This is a genomic window from Oryzomicrobium terrae (assembly GCF_008274805.1).
Taxonomy (GTDB): domain Bacteria; phylum Pseudomonadota; class Gammaproteobacteria; order Burkholderiales; family Rhodocyclaceae; genus Oryzomicrobium; species Oryzomicrobium terrae.
The window spans coordinates 120,013-136,323 of the sequence record NZ_CP022579.1 but is presented as its reverse complement, the minus strand read 5'-3'; the positions used below and the strand labels follow the sequence as shown (position 1 = coordinate 136,323).

Below are 16,311 nucleotides of genomic sequence, written 5' to 3'. Positions count from 1 at the left end.
CCCGCATGGATAAAGGCGCTTGGAGCATGCCGCTCCAAGCGCCTTTGTTTTTGCGGATCTCCAAGACCCCTGTCTGGAGAACAAGGCAGGGCGCGGAGTTTGGCCTGGTGGGCTCTGGTGGAGCCCCGCCGACGCCGGGTGGATGGCGGACCGGGGCGGCCGGGCTCAGCGGCTGACGATGGTGGGCTTGAAGCCCAGGGCGCCGCGGATTTTCTCCGCTACCCGGTCGGCCTCGCTGCGGCTGGCGAAGGGTCCGGCCTGGACGCGATGGATGCCGCCGGCGGCGAACACGCCGAGGCGGTCGAGCCAGTCCAGCTCCCGCGACAGGCGCGCCCGCAGCGACTCGGCGTTGTCGGCGTTGGCGAAGGCGCCGAGCTGGATGAACAGGTTGCCCATGACCGTGCCCCGGGCCGGGGTTTCCGCCCGGCTCAGGTTCTTTTCCAGCTGGTCCAACTCGGCCTGGGCGGTGGCGCCCAGATCGGGGCGGGGCGCCTCGACCGGGGCCGGCGCCGGGGTTCCAGCCGGCACGGGGCGGACCGGCGGCGGCGCCACCTGGGCGTAGGAGACGTTGGTGCCGTCCGGGATGATGGCTTCCACCTCCACCGGGGCGCTGCCGCTGTTGATGTAGCCGAGCTTGTAGGCAGCGGTGTACGACAGGTCGATCACACGGTCGGCGTGGAACGGGCCCCGGTCGGTGACCCGTACCACCACCGAGCGGCCGTTGGCCGGGTTGGTCACCCGCACGTAGGAGGGAATCGCCAGGGTCGGGTGGGCGGCGGTCATGGCGAACATGTCGTAGGGTTCGCCGATGGAGGTCTTCTGGCCGTGAAATTTCTTGCCATACCAGCTGCCGATGCCCTTGGCGCGATAAGGCTGGATGCTGGTGTTGGGCACGTATTCCTTGCCCAGCACCACGTAGGGCCGGTTGGCGAAGCGGTGCAGGGGCTCGAGGCGCGGCACCGCGTCGGGAACATCGTCCAGATCGGCGGGAATCTCGTCGCCGGGGCCGTCGTCCTGGTAGTAGCCGCCGCCCTTGCGCGCCGGCACCATGCGCTTGGCGCTCTTGGCCGGGGTCTTCACCTCGGCCCCGCCCGGGGCGCGGGACGGCGCGCTGCCACAGGCGGCCAGCGCCGCCGCCAGGGCGGAGATGGCGCACAGGGTCAGCCAGCCGGGAACGGCGCGGTGGGGAATGCTCATTTCTTCACCAGCATGCGATGGCTCTGGATGCTCATCAGGATACCCAGGCCCAGGGCGAAGGTCACCAGGGCGGTGCCGCCGTAGGACATGAACGGCAGGGGAACCCCCACCACCGGCAGGATGCCCGCCACCATGCCCATGTTGACGAAGGCGCAGGTGAAGAACAGGCCGGTGACGGCGGCCGCCAGCAGGCGCGAGAACAGGGTTGGCGCGTTGGTGGCGATGACCAGGCCGCGGCCGACGAGGAAGAAGTAGAGCACCAGCAGCACGATGTTGCCGAGCAGGCCCCATTCTTCGGAGAACACGGCGAAGATGAAGTCGGTGTGCCGCTCCGGGATGAATTCCAGGTGGGTCTGGGTGCCGTTCAGCCAGCCCTTGCCCAGGGGGCCGCCGGAGCCGATGGCGATGGTGGACTGGATGATGTGGTAACCAGCGCCGAGGGGGTCGGAGCTGGGGTCGAGCAGGGTCAGGATGCGCTTGCGCTGGTAGTCGTGCAGCACGTTCCAGAGGAAAGGCAGGGCCGAGCCGCCGGCGACCAGCAGGCCCACCAGTACCTTCCACGACAGGCCGGCGAAGAAGATGACGAAGAAGCCGGCGGCACCGACCAGGATGGCCGTACCCAAGTCGGGCTGCTTGGCGATCAGGCCGAACGGCACGATCAGGATCAGGGCCGCCACCACGTAGTGCTTGAAGCGCAGCGCCGCCTCGTGCTTGTGGAAGTACCAGGCGAGCATCAGCGGCATGGCGATCTTCATGATCTCGGAGGGCTGGATGCGAGTGAAGCCGATCGACAGCCAGCGCCGCGCGCCATTGACCTTGACGCCGAAGAGGAAGACCAGCACCAGCAGCACTAGGCCGATCACGTAGAGCGGCACGGCAAAGCGCATCAGGGTGGTGGGCTGGGTGCGGGCCACCACCCACATCACGGCGAAGGCGGTGGCAATGTTGAGGATCTGGCTGGGCACCCGGGACAGGGTGGTGTAGGTGGCCGAATAGACCGTGGCCGTGCCGATCAGCAGCAGCAAGCCGGCGATCACCAGCAGGGGGCCGTCCAGGTGGTCGGTCAGCCGGTTGAGAAAGCGGTTAATGAACGTCGGCACTTTCTTCTCCGGAAGCGTCTTCGGCAGCCGGCCCCTTGGCCTCCTTGCCGACCAGGTAGTAGTCGAGCACCTGACGGGCGATCGGTGCCGCCGACTGGGCGCCGAAACCGCCGTTTTCCACCAGCACCACCAGGGCGATCCTGGGCTTGTCGGCGGGGGCGAAGGCAATGAACAAGGCGTGGTCGCGCAGCCGTTCGTGGGTGGCCGATTCCTTGTAGTTGCCGCCCTTGAGCGAGAACACCTGGGCCGTACCGGTCTTGCCGCCGGACTCGTAGGCGGCCCCGGCGAAGGCCCGGGCGCCGGTGCCCTCCTTGTTTACCCCGACCATGGCGTGCTTGATGGTGTCGATGTTCTGCTGCTTGAAAGGCAGGGTGCGCAGGGGCTTGGGTTCGATCAGGCGCTTCTCGCCGGTGCGGGTGTCGGTGATGTACTTGACCAGGTGCGGCTTGTACATCACGCCGTTGTTGGCCAGGGTGGCGGTGGCCAGGGCCAGCTGCAACGGGGTGTAGGCGTTGTAGCCCTGGCCGATGCCGATCGAGATGGTTTCACCGGCGAACCATTTTTGCTGCTCGGGGCGTTTGAAGCGGCGCTTCTTCCATTCCGGCGACGGCAGCACCCCCACCGACTCACCGGCGATGTCGATGCCGGTGGCCTGGCCCAAGCCCAGTTGCTTCATGAAGGCCGCGATGTTGTCGATGCCCATGTCGTTGGCCAGCATGTAGTAGTAGGTATCGCAGGACTGGGTGATCGACTTGTACATGTCCACCATGCCGTGCCCGCCCTTCTTGTCGTCACGGAACTGGTGGCCGCCGAAGTTGAAGAAGCCCGGGTCGGCGATGGCCTGCCCCGGGGTGCGCTTGCCCGTTTCCAGGGCAGCCAGGGCCATGAACGGCTTGAAGGTGGAGCCGGGCGGATAGGCACCGTTCAAGGCCCGGTTCACCATCGGCTTGTCCAGGGACTCGTTGAGTTCCTTCCAGCTCTGCGGGTCGATGCCGTCCACGAACAGGTTGGGGTCGAAAGTGGGGGTGGACACCAGGGCAAGGATGCCGCCGGTGGACGGTTCGATCGCCACCAGGGAACCGCGCCGGTTGCCGAAGGCCTTTTCCGCCACCTCCTGGAGTTTGGCATCCAGGGTCAGGGTCAGGTTGTTGCCGGGAATCGGTGCCGTGCGCGCCAAGGTGCGGATGGCCCGGCCGCCGGCATCGACCTCGACCTGCTCGTAACCGGTCACGCCGTGCAGGTCGAACTCGTAGTGCTGCTCCAGACCGGTCTTGCCGATGTGCTCGGTGCCCTTGTAGTTGGCGCTTTGTTCGTTCTCTTCGATCCAGTCCACATCCTTGGCGTTGATGCGGTTGATGTAGCCGATGGCGTGGGCCCCCAGGGGGCCCTGGGGATACTGGCGGAACAGGCGCGCCTTCACCTCGACCCCGGGGAAGCGGTAGCGGTTGGCGGCGAAGCGCGCCACTTCCTCGTCGGTGAGCTTGGTGCGGATCGGGATCGACTCGAAGTTCTTGCTCTCATCGAGCAGTTTCTTGAAGCGGCGCCGGTCCCGCGGCTGGATGTCGATGATGGCGGCCAGGGCGTCGATGGTCTCGTCCAGATCGCCGCTCTTAGAGGGGATGATCTCCAGGGTGAAGGCCGAATAGTTGCGCGCCATCACCACCCCGTTGGCATCCAGGATCAGGCCCCGGTTGGGCATGATCGGAATCAGGGAGATGCGGTTGTCCTCGGCCCGGGTGGCATAGTAGTCGTGCTGCAGTACCTGCAGGTAGAAGAAGCGGATGAACAGGAGGGTGAAGCAGAGCAGCACGGCCACCCCGGCAAAGCCGAGGCGAAAGCGAAACTGGGACTGTTCCCGGTCCTGGCTGGCGAAGTCATGAGGCATGGCAGGCAGTCGTCGGGGAGTGGAGGGCCGGCGTCAGATGGGCCGGTTGGCGTCCCGTTCCACCGGCTGGTACTGGGGCAGCAACAGCAGGTAGGTGGCCGGCACCCACAACAGGGTTTCCACCAGGGGCGAGAGCAGGTAGGCGAGGCCGGGGAATTCGGCCCCGGACCAGGTGCGGATCGCCAATTGCAGCACCTGGATGCCGAACAGCAGGGGCAACACGTGCAGCGCCTGGGTCAGCAGGGGGAACCACAGCACGCGGCGCGCCAGGGCAGCGGCCCCGTAGGCAAGCAGCACGTAGGCCAGAGCGTGCTGCCCCATCAGGCTGCCGTCGGCCACGTCCATCGCCAGGCCGAGGACGAAGCCCCAGCCCATGCCGACCAGGCGGAATTCACGCACGCTCCAGAAGCACAGCACCAGGGCCACCCAGTCGGGCACCCCCGGCCAGGCACGGCTGGGCAGGCAGTTGAGCACGAAGGCCAGCAGCAGCGTCAGGTGCACGAACCAGGGACGGGCCGGCAGCAGGATGCGGGAGGAGGAGAAGGTCGGTTGCATGGGGTGTCGCGCCTATTCCGGTCAGTTGCGCCCCTGGCGGGCCTTCTTCAGCTTGTTGGACTTGTTGGTGGCCCGGTCGCCGGCCTTGTCCTCGTTCTCGGCTTTGGCTTCGGGCTCGGGCCGTGCCGGCACGGCCGGGGCGGAATTGATCACCAGCACGTCGCCATGCTGCTCCACGCCGGCCAGCGGGGCGCAGATGATGCGGGCGAAGGAGTAGGAGGCGTCGCGCTCGATGCGCACCACCTTGGCTACCGGGAAGCCGGCCGGGAAGACGCCGTCGAGGCCCGAGGTGACCAGCACGTCGCCGTTCTGCACGTCGGCGTTGGCCGGCATGTAGCGCAGCTCCAGGGCGCCGTTGCCCAGGCCGAAAACCACCGAACGCAGGCCGTTGCGCACCACCTGGACGGGCACCGCCTGGTCCTTGTCGGTGATCAGGGTGACTTCGGCGAGGAACGGGTAGGTACGGGTCACCTGGCCGATCACGCCGATGTCGTCGATGACCGGCTGGCCCGGGGTCAGGCCGGCCTGGCTGCCCTTGTCCACCACCACGCGGCGGGTGAACGGATCCCGGTTGCCGTAGAGGATCTGGGCGGCCTTGCCCCCTGTGGCGAGCCGCTCGCGCATTTCCAGCAGGCGACGCAGGCGCTGGTTCTCCGCCTCAAGCTGCTGGACGCGGGAAAGGGCGGCGGCGTCTTCGAGGTGGCGGCGCTGCAGATCCTGGTTTTCGCCCTTGAGGGCATCCACCGTATAGAAATAGCTGCCCACGCCGGTCATGGCGCGCAGCGGCGTCTGCACCGCCTGCTGCACCGGCAGCACCACGGTGGCGATGCCTTTGCGCAGCAGTTCCAGGTAATGGAAGCGGTGGTCGAGGACCAGCAGCGACACGGACAGGCCGAAATAGATCGACAAGAGCGCCAGGGGCGCCGGGCCGCGCTTGAAGAACGGGGGCGGCTGATGGTCCATCGGCGGTCAGGGAGAGGCGGGAAAGGGGAAGAAAACGAAGCGGGGGCCCAAACAACGCGGGCCGGGCGACTGAATCGTCCCGGCCCACGGGGTACCGCCCCAGGGAATCACGGTGTGCTCGCGCGGTACTCGATACGCCGGATCACTCGTTGGCGAAGATGCTGCCGAGCTTGTCCATCTTTTCCAGGGCCAGGCCGGAACCGCGCACCACGCAGGTCAGCGGATCTTCGCCGACCACCACGGGCAGGCCGGTCTCTTCCATCAGCAGCCGATCCAGGTCGCGCAGCAGGGCGCCGCCGCCGGTGAGCACCATGCCGCGCTCGGCGATGTCGGCGCCGAGTTCGGGCGGGGTCTGCTCCAGGGCCGACTTGACCGCGGAAACGATCTGGTTGAGCGGCTCGGTGAGGGCCTCGAGGATCTCGTTGGAGGAAATGGTGAAGGCGCGGGGGATGCCCTCGGCCAGGTTGCGGCCCTTCACTTCCATTTCCTTGACTTCGGAACCCGGGAAGGCGGAGCCGATTTCCTTCTTGATGTTCTCGGCGGTGGTTTCGCCGATCAGCATGCCGTAGTTGCGGCGGATGTAGTTGATGATCGACTCGTCGAACTTGTCGCCGCCGACGCGCACAGAGGTGGAATAGACCATGCCGCCCAGGGAAATCACGCCCACTTCGGTGGTGCCGCCACCGATGTCCACCACCATTGAGCCGGTAGCATCGGCCACGGGCAGGCCGGCGCCGATGGCCGCGGCCATGGGTTCCTCGATCAGGTACACCTGGGAGGCGCCGGCGCCGATGGCGGATTCGCGGATAGCGCGCCGTTCCACCTGGGTCGAACCGCAGGGCACGCAGATGATGATGCGCGGCGAGGGCGACAGCAGCTTGGAGTCGTGCACCTTCTTGATGAACTGCTTGAGCATCTGCTCGGTGACGGTGAAGTCGGCGATCACGCCGTCCTTCATCGGGCGGATGGCGGTGATGGTGCCCGGCGTCTTGCCCAGCATCAGCTTGGCTTCCTTGCCCACCGCCTGGATGGTCTTCTTGGCATTGGGGCCGCCCTCGAGGCGGATCGCCACTACCGACGGTTCATCCAGAACGATGCCCTTGCCACGCACGTAGATCAGGGTATTGGCCGTACCCAGGTCGATGGCCAGGTCGTTGGAAAAGTAACTGCGCAGAAAGCCGAACATTTGCGATTGAATCCTTGAGCTTTGAAATCCGCCGGACTGCTCCCCAACAGTCCGTACGTCTTAAATCCTGAATTTTTAGCTATGCCGGGGGCTGACGAAGGCAGGTTCGGAAGGGTTTTCCGCCCAGGCCCACACCGCTCGCTCCGGGGCGCCGGAACCCCTGCGGGCTGCGGCGAATAAAGCTTTTATGATACCTTATAAAGCTTTCCAGTATAAGACTTTACGGGTGTTTCTCCCATGTCCCTGACCCTCGACCAGGTCGCCCGGATCGCCCACCTCGCCCGCCTTGAGGTGACGCCCGCCGAAAGCGATGCCGTTCGCGACAAATTGAACGGCATTCTCGCCATGATCGACGAACTTCAGTCCATCGACACTGCCGGCGTGGCGCCCATGGCCCACGCCCAGGATCTGGCCCAGCGCCTGCGCGACGACGCCGTCAGCGAAGTCGACCGCCGTGCCGCCTACCAGGCCGTGGCCCCGGAAACCGAGGCCGGCCTGTACCTCGTGCCCAAGGTGATCGAGTAAGCCATGATCAACGCCTCCCTCAAGGAACTGTCGGCCGCCCTGGCCGACAAGCGCATCTCCAGCACCGAGCTGACCCAGCTCTACCTGGACCGCATCGCCCGGCTCAACCCGGACCTCAACGCCTACATCACCGTGGACGCCGAGAGGTCCCTGGCCGCGGCCAAGGCCGCCGACGCCCGCCGCGCCGCCGGCAACGCCCATGCCCTGACCGGGGTGCCCCTGGCTCAGAAGGACATCTTCTGCGCCGAAGGCTGGCGCACCACCTGCGGCTCGAAGATGCTCGAGACCTTCGTCTCGCCCTACGATGCCCACGTGGTCACCCGCCTGGAAAAAGACGCCGGCATGGTGTCCCTGGGCAAGACCAACATGGACGAGTTCGCCATGGGCTCGTCCAACGAAACCTCCTACTACGGCCCGGTGCAGAACCCCTGGGACCGCAGCCGGGTGCCCGGCGGCTCGTCCGGCGGTTCTGCCGCGGCGGTGGCCGCCCGCCTGGCGCCGATCGCCACCGGCACCGACACCGGCGGTTCGATCCGCCAGCCCGCCGCCCTATGCAACCTGACCGGCCTCAAGCCCACTTACGGCGTGGTGTCGCGCTGGGGCATGATCGCCTTCGCCTCGTCCCTGGACCAGGCCGGCCCCATGGGCAAGAGTGCCGAAGACTGCGCCCTGCTGCTCTCCGCCATGGCCGGTTTCGATCCCAAGGACTCCACCAGCCTGGAGCGCCCGGTCGAGGACTACGCCCGCGACCTGGAGCAGCCCCTGGCCGGCCTGAAGATCGGCCTGCCCAAGGAGTTCTTCGCCGACGGCATGGACGCCGACGTGGCCAAGGCAGTCGATGAAGCCATCGCTGAATACCGCAAGCTGGGCGCCGAGATCGTGGAGGTGTCGCTGCCCAACATGAAGTTGTCGGTGCCGGCCTACTACGTGATCGCGCCGGCCGAGGCCAGCTCAAACCTGTCGCGCTTCGACGGGGTGCGCTACGGCCACCGCGCCGCCGAGTACACCGACCTCACCTCGCTGTACAAGAAGAGCCGTGCCGAAGGCTTCGGCGCCGAAGTGAAGCGCCGCATCCTGATCGGCACCTACGTGCTCTCCCACGGCTACTACGACGCCTACTACCTGCAGGCCCAGAAGGTGCGCCGGCTGATCGCCCAGGACTTCGCCGCGGCCTTCGCCCAGTGCGACGTGATCCTCGGCCCGACCAGCCCGGACGTGGCCTTCCGCGCCGGCGAGAAGGCGGCCGACCCGGTGCAGATGTACCTCTCAGACATCTACACCATCGCCGTCAACCTGGCCGGCCTGCCCGGCATGTCCCTGCCCTGCGGCTTCGCCCAGCGCGACGGCAAACGCCTGCCGGTGGGGCTGCAATTGATCGGCGACTACTTCAGCGAGGCCCGCCTGCTGAACGTCGCCCACCAGTACCAGCGTGCCACCGACTGGCACCAGCAGATGCCGGAGGGCCTGTAAATGCAGTGGGAAGTTGTCATCGGGCTCGAGACCCACGCCCAGCTCTCGACCGTCTCCAAGATTTTCTCCGGCAGTTCCACCGCTTTCGGCGCCGATCCCAACACCCAGGCCTCGGCCATCGACCTGGCCCTGCCCGGTGTGCTGCCGGTGCTCAACCGCAAGGCCGTCGAATGCGCCATCAAGTTCGGCCTGGCGGTAGGCGCCGAAGTGTCGCCGCGCTCGGTGTTCGCCCGTAAAAACTACTTTTACCCGGACCTGCCCAAGGGCTACCAGATCAGCCAGTTCGAGCTGCCGGTAGTGGTCGGCGGCAACCTGGTGCTGCAAGTCGGGCAAGGGGAAAACGCCTACGAGAAGACCGTGCGCCTGACCCGGGCCCACCTTGAGGAAGACGCCGGCAAGTCCCTGCACGAGGACTTCCACGGCAAGACCGGCATCGACCTCAACCGGGCCGGCACGCCGCTGCTGGAGATCGTCTCCGAGCCCGACATGCGCTCCTCCGCCGAAGCCGTGGCCTACGCCAAGACCCTGCACGCCCTGGTGCGCTGGATCGGCATCTGCGACGGCAACATGCAGGAAGGCTCGTTCCGCTGCGACGCCAACGTCTCGGTGCGCCGCCCCGGCGGGCCCCTGGGCACTCGCCGCGAAATCAAGAACCTCAACTCCTTCCGCTTCCTGCAGCAGGCCATCGACTACGAGGTGCGCTGGCAGATCGAGACCCTGGAGGACGGCGGCAAGATCGAGCAGGCCACCGTGCTGTTCGACCCGGACACGGGCGAGACCCGGGCCATGCGCAGCAAGGAAGATGCCCAGGACTACCGCTACTTCCCGGACCCGGACCTGCTGCCCCTGGTGATTTCCGACGCCTGGAAGGCCGAGGTCAAAGCAGCCATGCCCGAACTGCCCGGTGAGAAGCGCGCCCGCCTGGAAGCCGAGTACGGCCTGTCCGCCTACGATGCGGCGACCCTGACCGCCTCCCTGGAAGTGGCCGACTACTTCGACGCCGCCGTGGTCGCCCTGGGTGCCGCCGGCAAGGCCCAGGCCAAGACCGTGGCCAACTGGGTGATGGGCGAACTGTCCGCCCGGCTCAACAAGGATGGCCGCGACATCGGCGAGTCGCCCGTGTCTGCCACCCAGCTGGCCGGCCTGGTGGCACGCATCGGCGACAACACCATCTCCAACGCCATCGCCAAGAAGGTGTTCGAGGCCCTGTGGAACGGCGACGGCCAGTCCGCCGACGAGATCATCGACAAGCAAGGCCTCAAGCAGATCACCGACAGCGGCGCCATCGAGAAGCTGGTGGACGAAGTGCTGGCGGCCAACCCGGGCAACGTGGCCGAGTACAAGGCCGGCAAGGAGAAGGCCTTCAACGCCTTGGTCGGCCAGGTGATGAAGGCGGCCAAGGGCAAGGCCAACCCGCAGCAGGTCAACGACCTACTGAAAGCCAAGCTGGCCGGCTGATCGCAATCCCCGCCGCCCAAACGACAACGCCAGCCCTCGGGCTGGCGTTGTCGTTTTCAGCGCGGCAGAGCGCGGCTAGCGCGGGCGGCCGCGATCGACCCCAGGGCCACCCTGGGGCAGCGGCCGGGCCGTCAGATCGCGATAACGGCGGCGATCATCGTCGAACTTGGCGCGCACCGAATCCAGCTCCTTGCGTTTCGCCAGCAGAATTTCCTGTTGCGACTTGATCTCGGCGTCGGCTTCACCCAGGTTGCGGCGCAACTCCTCGGGCAGGGGCTTCTTCTTGTAGAACTCGGCCTCTTCCTGGTAGCGCTTCTGCTGCTTCTGCGCATCAGCCAGACGGGTTTCGGCGCGCTTGATCGATTCCTGCACGTCCCGCTCCCAGCGGGCCTGAAGGAAATCGATGTCTTTCTCGCCACCGGGATAGGTGTCGAGCAGGGCCTGATCCTTGCGCCGCTGCTCACGCAGTGCCGCTTCTTCTTCCTTCTTGCGCCGCGCCTCGGCTTCGCGCTGGGCGCGCAGATCGGCGGAGATCGGCCCCTCGACCCGCTTCACCACGTTGCCGCGCTCGTCCAGCTCGCGCCAGGCGCGGCCGACGCACTGGGGCGGCATCGAATCCATGCACACCGAGCGGCCGTTGGCCGGATCCTCACAACAGATCAGCCGGGTGCCGGCCATGGCCGGTGCGGCCGCCAGGGGCGACAGGCAGGCCAGCGCCAGCAGCGCGGCCGGCGCCATGGGCCAACGCGGCTGGTTAACGGGGCACACCGTACTGGGTCCGGTAACGGGCCACGGCGTCGGCGTGGGCAGCCAACTCGGCGTGGTCGGCCAAGTAGGCCATCAGGTCGTCCAGGGTGGCGACGGCGACCACCGGGATGCCGTAGTCGCGCGTCACTTCCTGGACTGCGGAGAGATCGCCCTGGCCGCGTTCCATGCGGTCCAGGGCGATCAGCACGCCAGCCGGGGTGGCGCCGGCCTGGCGGATCAGTTCCACCGACTCGCGCACCGAGGTTCCGGCCGAGATCACGTCGTCGATGATCAGCACCCGGCCGGCCAGGGGAGCGCCCACCAGCACGCCGCCCTCGCCGTGGTCCTTGGCTTCCTTGCGGTTGTAGGCGTAGGGGAAATTCTGACCCTGCTGGGCGAGGACCACCGAGATCGCCGACACCAGGGGAATACCCTTGTAGGCCGGTCCGAACAGCACGTCGCATTGCAAGCCCGAGGCGCCGATGGCCTGGGCGTAGAATTGGGCCAGTTTCGCCAGCGCTTCGCCGTCGTTGAACAGCCCGGCGTTGAAGAAGTAGGGCGACAGCCGCCCGGCCTTGGTCTTGAATTCACCAAAACGCAGCACGTTGCGTGCAACGGCGTAGGCGATGAATTCCTGGCGAAAATCCTGCATGTACCGCTCCATTCAGCCCCACCGACGCAAAAAACCGGCCGGAACGGGGAAAATTGCTCAAAAACCACCAATCACGCCATGTTACGCATCGTCTCACTGAATCTCAACGGCATCCGCTCCGCCTGGAACAAGGGTTTCCCCGACTGGGTCGCCAGCCACGGGGCCGACATCTTCTGCTTTCAGGAATTGAAGGCCCAGATTCCCGACCTGTCCCCGGACATGGTCGCCCCGCCGGGTTACCACGCCTACTACCACTGCGCCGAAAAGCGCGGCTACAGTGGCGTCGGCCTGTGGAGCCGGCATGAACCGGACCGGGTGGTGGAAGGCATTGGCCACCCGGGCTTCGACGCCGAGGGCCGCTACCTGCGCGCCGACTTCGGCAAGCTCACGGTAGTGTCCCTGTACCTGCCCTCGGGCTCCAGTTCGGAGGAACGACAGCAAGCCAAGTTCGCCTTCATGGCCGAATTCGCCCCGGTGCTGGCCGACCTGATGGCCGAGGCCAAGCGCGACGGCCGGGAAGTGGTGGTGTGCGGCGACTGGAACATCGCTCACAAGGAAATCGACCTGAAGAACTGGAAGTCGAACCAGAAGAACTCCGGCTTTCTGCCTGAGGAACGGGCCTGGCTGTCCAACCTGTTCGAGCAGGGCGGCTGGGTGGACGCCTTCCGCCGGGTCGACGACCGCGCCGAGCGCTACACCTGGTGGTCGAACCGGGGCCAAGCCTGGGCCAAGAACGTGGGCTGGCGGATCGATTACCAGATCGCCACGCCGGGGCTGGCCGACGCGGCCCGCCACGCCGAAATCTGGGTGGACAGCCGTTTTTCCGACCACGCCCCGCTCACCCTGGACTACGACTTCACCCTGGCGTGAACACGGCCACGCCGTCATCAACCGTCACCTGTTGCTACGGTTTCGCGTTGCAATTCGCCTAGGGACGGATTAACGTCAACACTCGACTTGACCCCATCATAACGAGGTTTGCCATGCCGCAAGACGCCGCCCTCTCCAAAGACAAGCTGGTTTCCGACCTCAAGGTCGTGGTCGCCGATGCCGAAGAACTGCTCAAGGCCACCGCCAGCCAGGCCGGTGAAAAGGCCGCCGAGCTGCGCAGCCGCATCCAGGATCGCCTGCGCGATGCCAAGGTGCGCCTGGCCGACGCCGAAGCCGCCCTGATCGACACCACCAAGGCAGCCGCCCGCGCCACCGATGATTTCGTCCATGACCATCCCTGGAAGGCCGTCGGCGTCGCCGCCGCCGTGGGGCTGGTGATCGGCGTTCTGATCGGCCGCCGCTAAGCCGCACCATGGGTGAAAACGCCCGCCCGGAGGAGGCCACCCCGGCCGATTCCGGGCTGTTTCATTCGCTCAAGGGGCTGCTGGCGACCTTCGTCGCCACCGCCCATACGCGCCTCGAACTCCTCGCCACCGAAGTGGAAGAGGAGAAGCTGCGCGTGTTCTCCCTGCTCACCCTGATCGTCGCCGCGGTGTTCACCCTGTTGCTCGGGGTGGTACTGGCGATCGCCCTTGTAGTGGCCGCCTTCTGGGACAACCGCATCGCCGTACTCAGCGGACTGACGGTGTTGTCCTTCGCCGCCTTCGTCCTGCTTGCCCGGCGCTTCCAGCAGGTTGCCAAGCGGGGTTCGCCCCTGTTCGCCCACAGCCTGGCCGAACTGCGCGAAGACTTGCGCCGCCTGCGCGGCCGCGAGTGATCCCCCGACCATGAACGAACGACGCCTCGAACTGGCCATGCGGCGTGGCTGGCTGCAGTCGGAAATCGACCTGCAGCGCCGCCGTATCGCCGCCCAGGCCCAACCCCTGGCCCAGACCCTGGGCAAGGTGGATGGCCTGGCCGACCGGGTGCGCCGTCTGCGCGAGCACCCCGGCCTGATCGGCGCCGCCGTGGCCGCCCTGGTCATCCTGCGCCCCCGCCGCCTGTGGCGCTGGGGCAAGCGCGGCCTGGCCCTGTGGACCCTGGGGCGCAGCCTGCGCGGCCGCCTGGCCGACTTTCTCGCCCGCTCCTGATCCTGCGCATTGTGCCGCACCCGTGCGGTAGCCGCCTGCCTCCTGGCCAAGACCGGCCCTCGGTCGGGTTGCGGCCGCCGACCCCTGGCTGCGCGCCGACGTGGTGCCTATCCCATCCTGATCCGAACTGACCGTCTTGCCCCGGCCCGGAGCGCGCTGGGACCGTTCAGGCCGGCCAGACGCCCTGACGCACCAGCTCGGCCACTGCCTGGGGTGCCCAGCCCCGATTGGCCGCCGGCGAGGCCGGGCTGGGGTGCAGGATGCGCCCGGTCTTCACCGCCATCCCTGCCAGGGCGCGCACCGCCTGGGCTTCGGCGTAGGCGCCGATACCGATCACCCATTCGGCCCCGGTGGTCTCGACCACGGTACGCAGATGGGCATCGCAGGCGGCGATCACCGGGGCCACTTCGGCTGCCGGCAGCTTGTCCGGAGTGAGGTTCTTGCCCTCGGCAAAGAAGGCCAGGGGGCAGTAATTGGCGACGAAGTGCGTGGCGAAGAAAACCTCGGGGGTACCGAAGCGCTCGCGGAACAGGCTCCACAGCCGGGCGCCGCTGACTTCGGAACGCTTGCAGGCAAACCCCTCCACCGGTTTCTTCGGGTTCTCCTGGGCCGGCTTGCCCACCGGAGCGGTGATGCCCAGCCAGTCGCGCACCGCAGCGATCTCGCCGAAGGGCACGCCGATCTGGGCCATGCCGAAGGGCCCCGGGTTCATGCCAAGAAAGACGACGCGCTTGCTCCCTTCGCCGTAGCGCCGCAGGTAGGCCTCGTGGGGCGCCCAGGCGTACTCCAGGGGGTTGTAGACGTGGGTCACCGGCGGGGCGAAGGTGAGCGGTGCCAGGGCGGCGGACAGATCCCGGGCGGCGGTGATGAGGGTGGCAGCGGACATAGGCGAAAGCAGGGAAAGAATCAGTCGTCGGCGCCCACCGGAACCGGCGGGCGGCCCAGGGCGGCCAGGGCGTGGCGCATCCACCAGACCATGAACACGCCGGGGGCGGCGATGACGAGGGAGAAGAGGAAGAAGGCCGGCCAGCCGATCGATTCCGACAGCACCCCGGACAGGGGGCTGACGTAGATCCGCCCCACCGCGGCGAAGGCCGACAACAGGGCGTAGTGGGTGGCCGAGAAGCGCTGGTTGCACAGGGCCATCAGCAGAGCGACGAAGGCCACGGTGCCCATGCCGCCGGTGATGTTCTCGCCGGCGATCACGGTGAGCAGCAACCAATCCAGGGCCGCCGGGGTGTGCAGCGAGACGAAGCCCCAGTCGAAGGCCGGCACCTGCACCGCGCCCCAGGCGCCCTTGCCGAGCAGGGCCAGCACGTAGAAGCCAAAATTGGACACCAGTTGCAGCACGCCGAACACCAGCAGCGCCCGGTACAGGCTCAGGCGGGTCATGATCAGGCCGCCGACGAAAGCGCCGAGGATGGTCAGCCAGATGCCGATGACCTTGTTGGCGATGCCCACCTCTTCCTGCAGGAAACCCATGCCCTTGATCAGGAACGGCGTGGTCAGGCTGCCGGCGAAGGCATCGCCGAGCTTGTAGAGGATGATCAGCAGCAAGAAGGCCGCCGCCCCGTTCTGGGCGAAGTAGCTGGTCAGGGAACGGTTCAGGGTCTCGAAGCCGGTGCGCTTGGCCAGCCAGTAGGCCAGCGGCAGGGCCGCGGCGATCTCCACCAGTACGAACAGCAGCTGGATCCACTTGTTCGCATCGTTCGGGTTGAGGCCCGCCAGCACCAGGGCCTGGCGGGCCAGGGCGTAGCCCACCACCACCCCGGCGATCATGGCGGCAAAACCGAGCAGTTCGCGACGCGGGTCCGAATCGAGAGGCTTCGAGGCCGAGGCCACCCGGGGCAGCAATACCAGGGATAGCACGCCGCAGACCAGCAGGATGGTCGCCATCACGCCATAGACCCGCGGCCAGGAGTGCCACTGGCCGGCCCAGATGAGGGCGATGCCGCCGGACAGAATCATCGCCAGCCGGTAGGCAAAGACGTGCACCGAGGCCCCCAGGCCCCGCTCCTCTTCCGGCAACAGGTCGGTGCGGTAGGCATCCACCACCACGTCCTGGGAGGCCGAGAGAAAGGCCACCAGCACCGCCGCCAGGGCGAACAGCTGGGGCGTGGCGCTGGGCGACAGGGTCGCCATCCACCACAGCAGCCCGGCCAGGGCGAACTGGGTCAGGGCCAGCCAGCCGCGCCGCCGCCCCAGCCAGGGCAGCTCGAAGCGGTCCATCAGGGGCGCCCAGAGAAATTTGAAGGTGTAGGGGATGCCCACCAGGCCGAAGAAGCCGATGGTGGCCAGATCGACCCCATCCACCGTCAGCCAGGCCTGCATGGCCTGGCCGGTAAGCGCCAGGGGCAACCCGGAGGCGAAGCCGAGGATGAGGATGGCCAGCAGCCGCCAGGCGCGGCCGACGTGGTGACGGCTCACCATGGCGCGCCCTCCGGCAAACGGCGGGCAACGCGGGCAGAGCTGACAGAGCGGGCAAGCGGCAGTGGCGGGGGGGCGAGCGGGGCGAAGGCGGCGGGCGAAATCACGACGGGGGCGGGAAACTG

At 67.2% G+C, this 16,311-nt stretch carries 17 protein-coding genes; 7 read left to right on the top strand and 10 right to left on the bottom strand.

The window, feature by feature from the left end:
- Positions 1 to 165 precede the first annotated feature (165 nt).
- The 6 genes from OTERR_RS16495 to OTERR_RS00585 all read right to left on the bottom strand — a co-directional run bounded on the left by OTERR_RS16495 (position 166) and on the right by OTERR_RS00585 (position 6,886).
- The gene (locus OTERR_RS16495) at positions 166 to 1,197 is read right to left on the bottom strand and encodes a septal ring lytic transglycosylase RlpA family protein (protein ID WP_149424529.1); all 1,032 of its coding nucleotides are present in this window, start codon (positions 1,195 to 1,197) and stop codon (positions 166 to 168) included.
- A complete protein-coding gene (rodA, locus tag OTERR_RS00605) occupies positions 1,194 to 2,297 on the bottom strand; it encodes a rod shape-determining protein RodA (protein WP_149424528.1) in 1,104 nt (367 codons plus the stop codon). Before rodA ends, OTERR_RS16495 begins: the two co-directional genes overlap by 4 nt.
- On the bottom strand, positions 2,281 to 4,182 hold the full coding sequence (gene mrdA / locus OTERR_RS00600; RefSeq protein ID WP_054619779.1) for a penicillin-binding protein 2: 1,902 nt from the start codon (positions 4,180 to 4,182) through the stop codon (positions 2,281 to 2,283). The genes rodA and mrdA overlap by 17 nt, the downstream gene beginning before the upstream one ends.
- A gap of 33 nt (positions 4,183 to 4,215) precedes the next feature.
- Positions 4,216 to 4,737 carry a rod shape-determining protein MreD gene (mreD, locus tag OTERR_RS00595; protein WP_054619780.1) on the bottom strand — a complete coding sequence of 174 codons (522 nt, stop codon included), beginning with the start codon at positions 4,735 to 4,737 and terminating at the stop codon, positions 4,216 to 4,218.
- A gap of 21 nt (positions 4,738 to 4,758) precedes the next feature.
- Positions 4,759 to 5,700, bottom strand: coding sequence for a rod shape-determining protein MreC (mreC, locus tag OTERR_RS00590; protein WP_054619781.1), 942 nt, complete (start codon positions 5,698 to 5,700; stop codon positions 4,759 to 4,761).
- A gap of 142 nt (positions 5,701 to 5,842) precedes the next feature.
- Positions 5,843 to 6,886: a rod shape-determining protein gene (locus tag OTERR_RS00585; RefSeq protein WP_054619782.1), complete on the bottom strand. Its 1,044-nt coding sequence runs from the start codon at positions 6,884 to 6,886 to the stop codon at positions 5,843 to 5,845.
- A gap of 237 nt (positions 6,887 to 7,123) precedes the next feature.
- On the opposite strand from OTERR_RS00585, the gene gatC reads away from it, so the two are divergent.
- From gatC to gatB, 3 genes are read left to right on the top strand one after another with little or no spacing between them, the layout of a single operon-like run.
- Entirely contained in the window at positions 7,124 to 7,411 is a 288-nt protein-coding gene (gatC, locus tag OTERR_RS00580) for an Asp-tRNA(Asn)/Glu-tRNA(Gln) amidotransferase subunit GatC (RefSeq protein WP_149424527.1), read from the top strand.
- 3 nt (positions 7,412 to 7,414) lie between these two features.
- Positions 7,415 to 8,881: an Asp-tRNA(Asn)/Glu-tRNA(Gln) amidotransferase subunit GatA gene (gene gatA, locus OTERR_RS00575; RefSeq protein ID WP_149424526.1), complete on the top strand. Its 1,467-nt coding sequence runs from the start codon at positions 7,415 to 7,417 to the stop codon at positions 8,879 to 8,881.
- Positions 8,882 to 10,339, top strand: a complete 1,458-nt coding sequence (gene gatB, locus OTERR_RS00570) for an Asp-tRNA(Asn)/Glu-tRNA(Gln) amidotransferase subunit GatB (protein ID WP_054619785.1) — start codon at positions 8,882 to 8,884, stop codon at positions 10,337 to 10,339.
- 75 nt (positions 10,340 to 10,414) lie between these two features.
- Here gatB and OTERR_RS00565 read toward each other — a convergent pair whose 3' ends face one another.
- On the bottom strand, positions 10,415 to 11,077 hold the full coding sequence (locus OTERR_RS00565; RefSeq protein ID WP_149424525.1) for a hypothetical protein: 663 nt from the start codon (positions 11,075 to 11,077) through the stop codon (positions 10,415 to 10,417).
- A 16-nt stretch (positions 11,078 to 11,093) separates the two neighbouring features.
- A complete protein-coding gene (pyrE, locus tag OTERR_RS00560) occupies positions 11,094 to 11,738 on the bottom strand; it encodes an orotate phosphoribosyltransferase (RefSeq protein ID WP_054619787.1) in 645 nt (214 codons plus the stop codon).
- Between the two features lie 78 nt (positions 11,739 to 11,816).
- On the opposite strand from pyrE, the gene OTERR_RS00555 reads away from it, so the two are divergent.
- From OTERR_RS00555 to OTERR_RS00540, 4 genes are all read left to right on the top strand, one after another.
- Positions 11,817 to 12,608, top strand: coding sequence for an exodeoxyribonuclease III (locus tag OTERR_RS00555; RefSeq protein WP_149424524.1), 792 nt, complete (start codon positions 11,817 to 11,819; stop codon positions 12,606 to 12,608).
- Between the two features lie 113 nt (positions 12,609 to 12,721).
- Complete coding sequence (locus OTERR_RS00550) at positions 12,722 to 13,033, top strand: ElaB/YgaM/YqjD family protein (RefSeq protein ID WP_054619789.1); 312 nt, start codon at positions 12,722 to 12,724, stop codon at positions 13,031 to 13,033.
- 8 nt (positions 13,034 to 13,041) lie between these two features.
- Positions 13,042 to 13,446 carry a phage holin family protein gene (locus OTERR_RS00545; RefSeq protein WP_149424523.1) on the top strand — a complete coding sequence of 135 codons (405 nt, stop codon included), beginning with the start codon at positions 13,042 to 13,044 and terminating at the stop codon, positions 13,444 to 13,446.
- A 10-nt stretch (positions 13,447 to 13,456) separates the two neighbouring features.
- Entirely contained in the window at positions 13,457 to 13,759 is a 303-nt protein-coding gene (locus OTERR_RS00540; RefSeq protein ID WP_054619791.1) for a YqjK-like family protein, read from the top strand.
- Between the two features lie 166 nt (positions 13,760 to 13,925).
- On the opposite strand, the gene OTERR_RS00535 is transcribed toward OTERR_RS00540, so the two are convergent.
- Together OTERR_RS00535 and OTERR_RS00530 are read right to left on the bottom strand one after the other, a co-directional pair.
- Positions 13,926 to 14,645, bottom strand: coding sequence for a uracil-DNA glycosylase family protein (locus tag OTERR_RS00535; RefSeq protein WP_149424522.1), 720 nt, complete (start codon positions 14,643 to 14,645; stop codon positions 13,926 to 13,928).
- 20 nt (positions 14,646 to 14,665) lie between these two features.
- Positions 14,666 to 16,189 (bottom strand): AmpG family muropeptide MFS transporter, encoded by a 1,524-nt coding sequence (locus tag OTERR_RS00530; protein WP_149424521.1) that lies wholly within the window; start codon positions 16,187 to 16,189, stop codon positions 14,666 to 14,668.
- Positions 16,190 to 16,311: the final 122 nt, after the last annotated feature.

What these genes read in the sequence shown, in the direction of transcription:
- OTERR_RS00550 (WP_054619789.1), top strand. Translation starts at nt 12,722, where the DNA reads ATGCCGCAAGACGCCGCCCTCTCCAAAGACAAGCTGGTTTCCGACCTC.
- OTERR_RS00535 (WP_149424522.1), bottom strand. Translation starts at nt 14,645, where the DNA reads ATGTCCGCTGCCACCCTCATCACCGCCGCCCGGGATCTGTCCGCCGCC.
- mrdA (WP_054619779.1), bottom strand. Translation starts at nt 4,182, where the DNA reads ATGCCTCATGACTTCGCCAGCCAGGACCGGGAACAGTCCCAGTTTCGC.
- OTERR_RS16495 (WP_149424529.1), bottom strand. Translation starts at nt 1,197, where the DNA reads ATGAGCATTCCCCACCGCGCCGTTCCCGGCTGGCTGACCCTGTGCGCC.
- mreC (WP_054619781.1), bottom strand. Translation starts at nt 5,700, where the DNA reads ATGGACCATCAGCCGCCCCCGTTCTTCAAGCGCGGCCCGGCGCCCCTG.
- OTERR_RS00585 (WP_054619782.1), bottom strand. Translation starts at nt 6,886, where the DNA reads ATGTTCGGCTTTCTGCGCAGTTACTTTTCCAACGACCTGGCCATCGAC.
- OTERR_RS00540 (WP_054619791.1), top strand. Translation starts at nt 13,457, where the DNA reads ATGAACGAACGACGCCTCGAACTGGCCATGCGGCGTGGCTGGCTGCAG.
- pyrE (WP_054619787.1), bottom strand. Translation starts at nt 11,738, where the DNA reads ATGCAGGATTTTCGCCAGGAATTCATCGCCTACGCCGTTGCACGCAAC.
- mreD (WP_054619780.1), bottom strand. Translation starts at nt 4,737, where the DNA reads ATGCAACCGACCTTCTCCTCCTCCCGCATCCTGCTGCCGGCCCGTCCC.
- gatA (WP_149424526.1), top strand. Translation starts at nt 7,415, where the DNA reads ATGATCAACGCCTCCCTCAAGGAACTGTCGGCCGCCCTGGCCGACAAG.
- OTERR_RS00555 (WP_149424524.1), top strand. Translation starts at nt 11,817, where the DNA reads ATGTTACGCATCGTCTCACTGAATCTCAACGGCATCCGCTCCGCCTGG.
- gatC (WP_149424527.1), top strand. Translation starts at nt 7,124, where the DNA reads ATGTCCCTGACCCTCGACCAGGTCGCCCGGATCGCCCACCTCGCCCGC.
- OTERR_RS00530 (WP_149424521.1), bottom strand. Translation starts at nt 16,189, where the DNA reads ATGGTGAGCCGTCACCACGTCGGCCGCGCCTGGCGGCTGCTGGCCATC.
- OTERR_RS00545 (WP_149424523.1), top strand. Translation starts at nt 13,042, where the DNA reads ATGGGTGAAAACGCCCGCCCGGAGGAGGCCACCCCGGCCGATTCCGGG.
- gatB (WP_054619785.1), top strand. Translation starts at nt 8,882, where the DNA reads ATGCAGTGGGAAGTTGTCATCGGGCTCGAGACCCACGCCCAGCTCTCG.
- OTERR_RS00565 (WP_149424525.1), bottom strand. Translation starts at nt 11,077, where the DNA reads ATGGCGCCGGCCGCGCTGCTGGCGCTGGCCTGCCTGTCGCCCCTGGCG.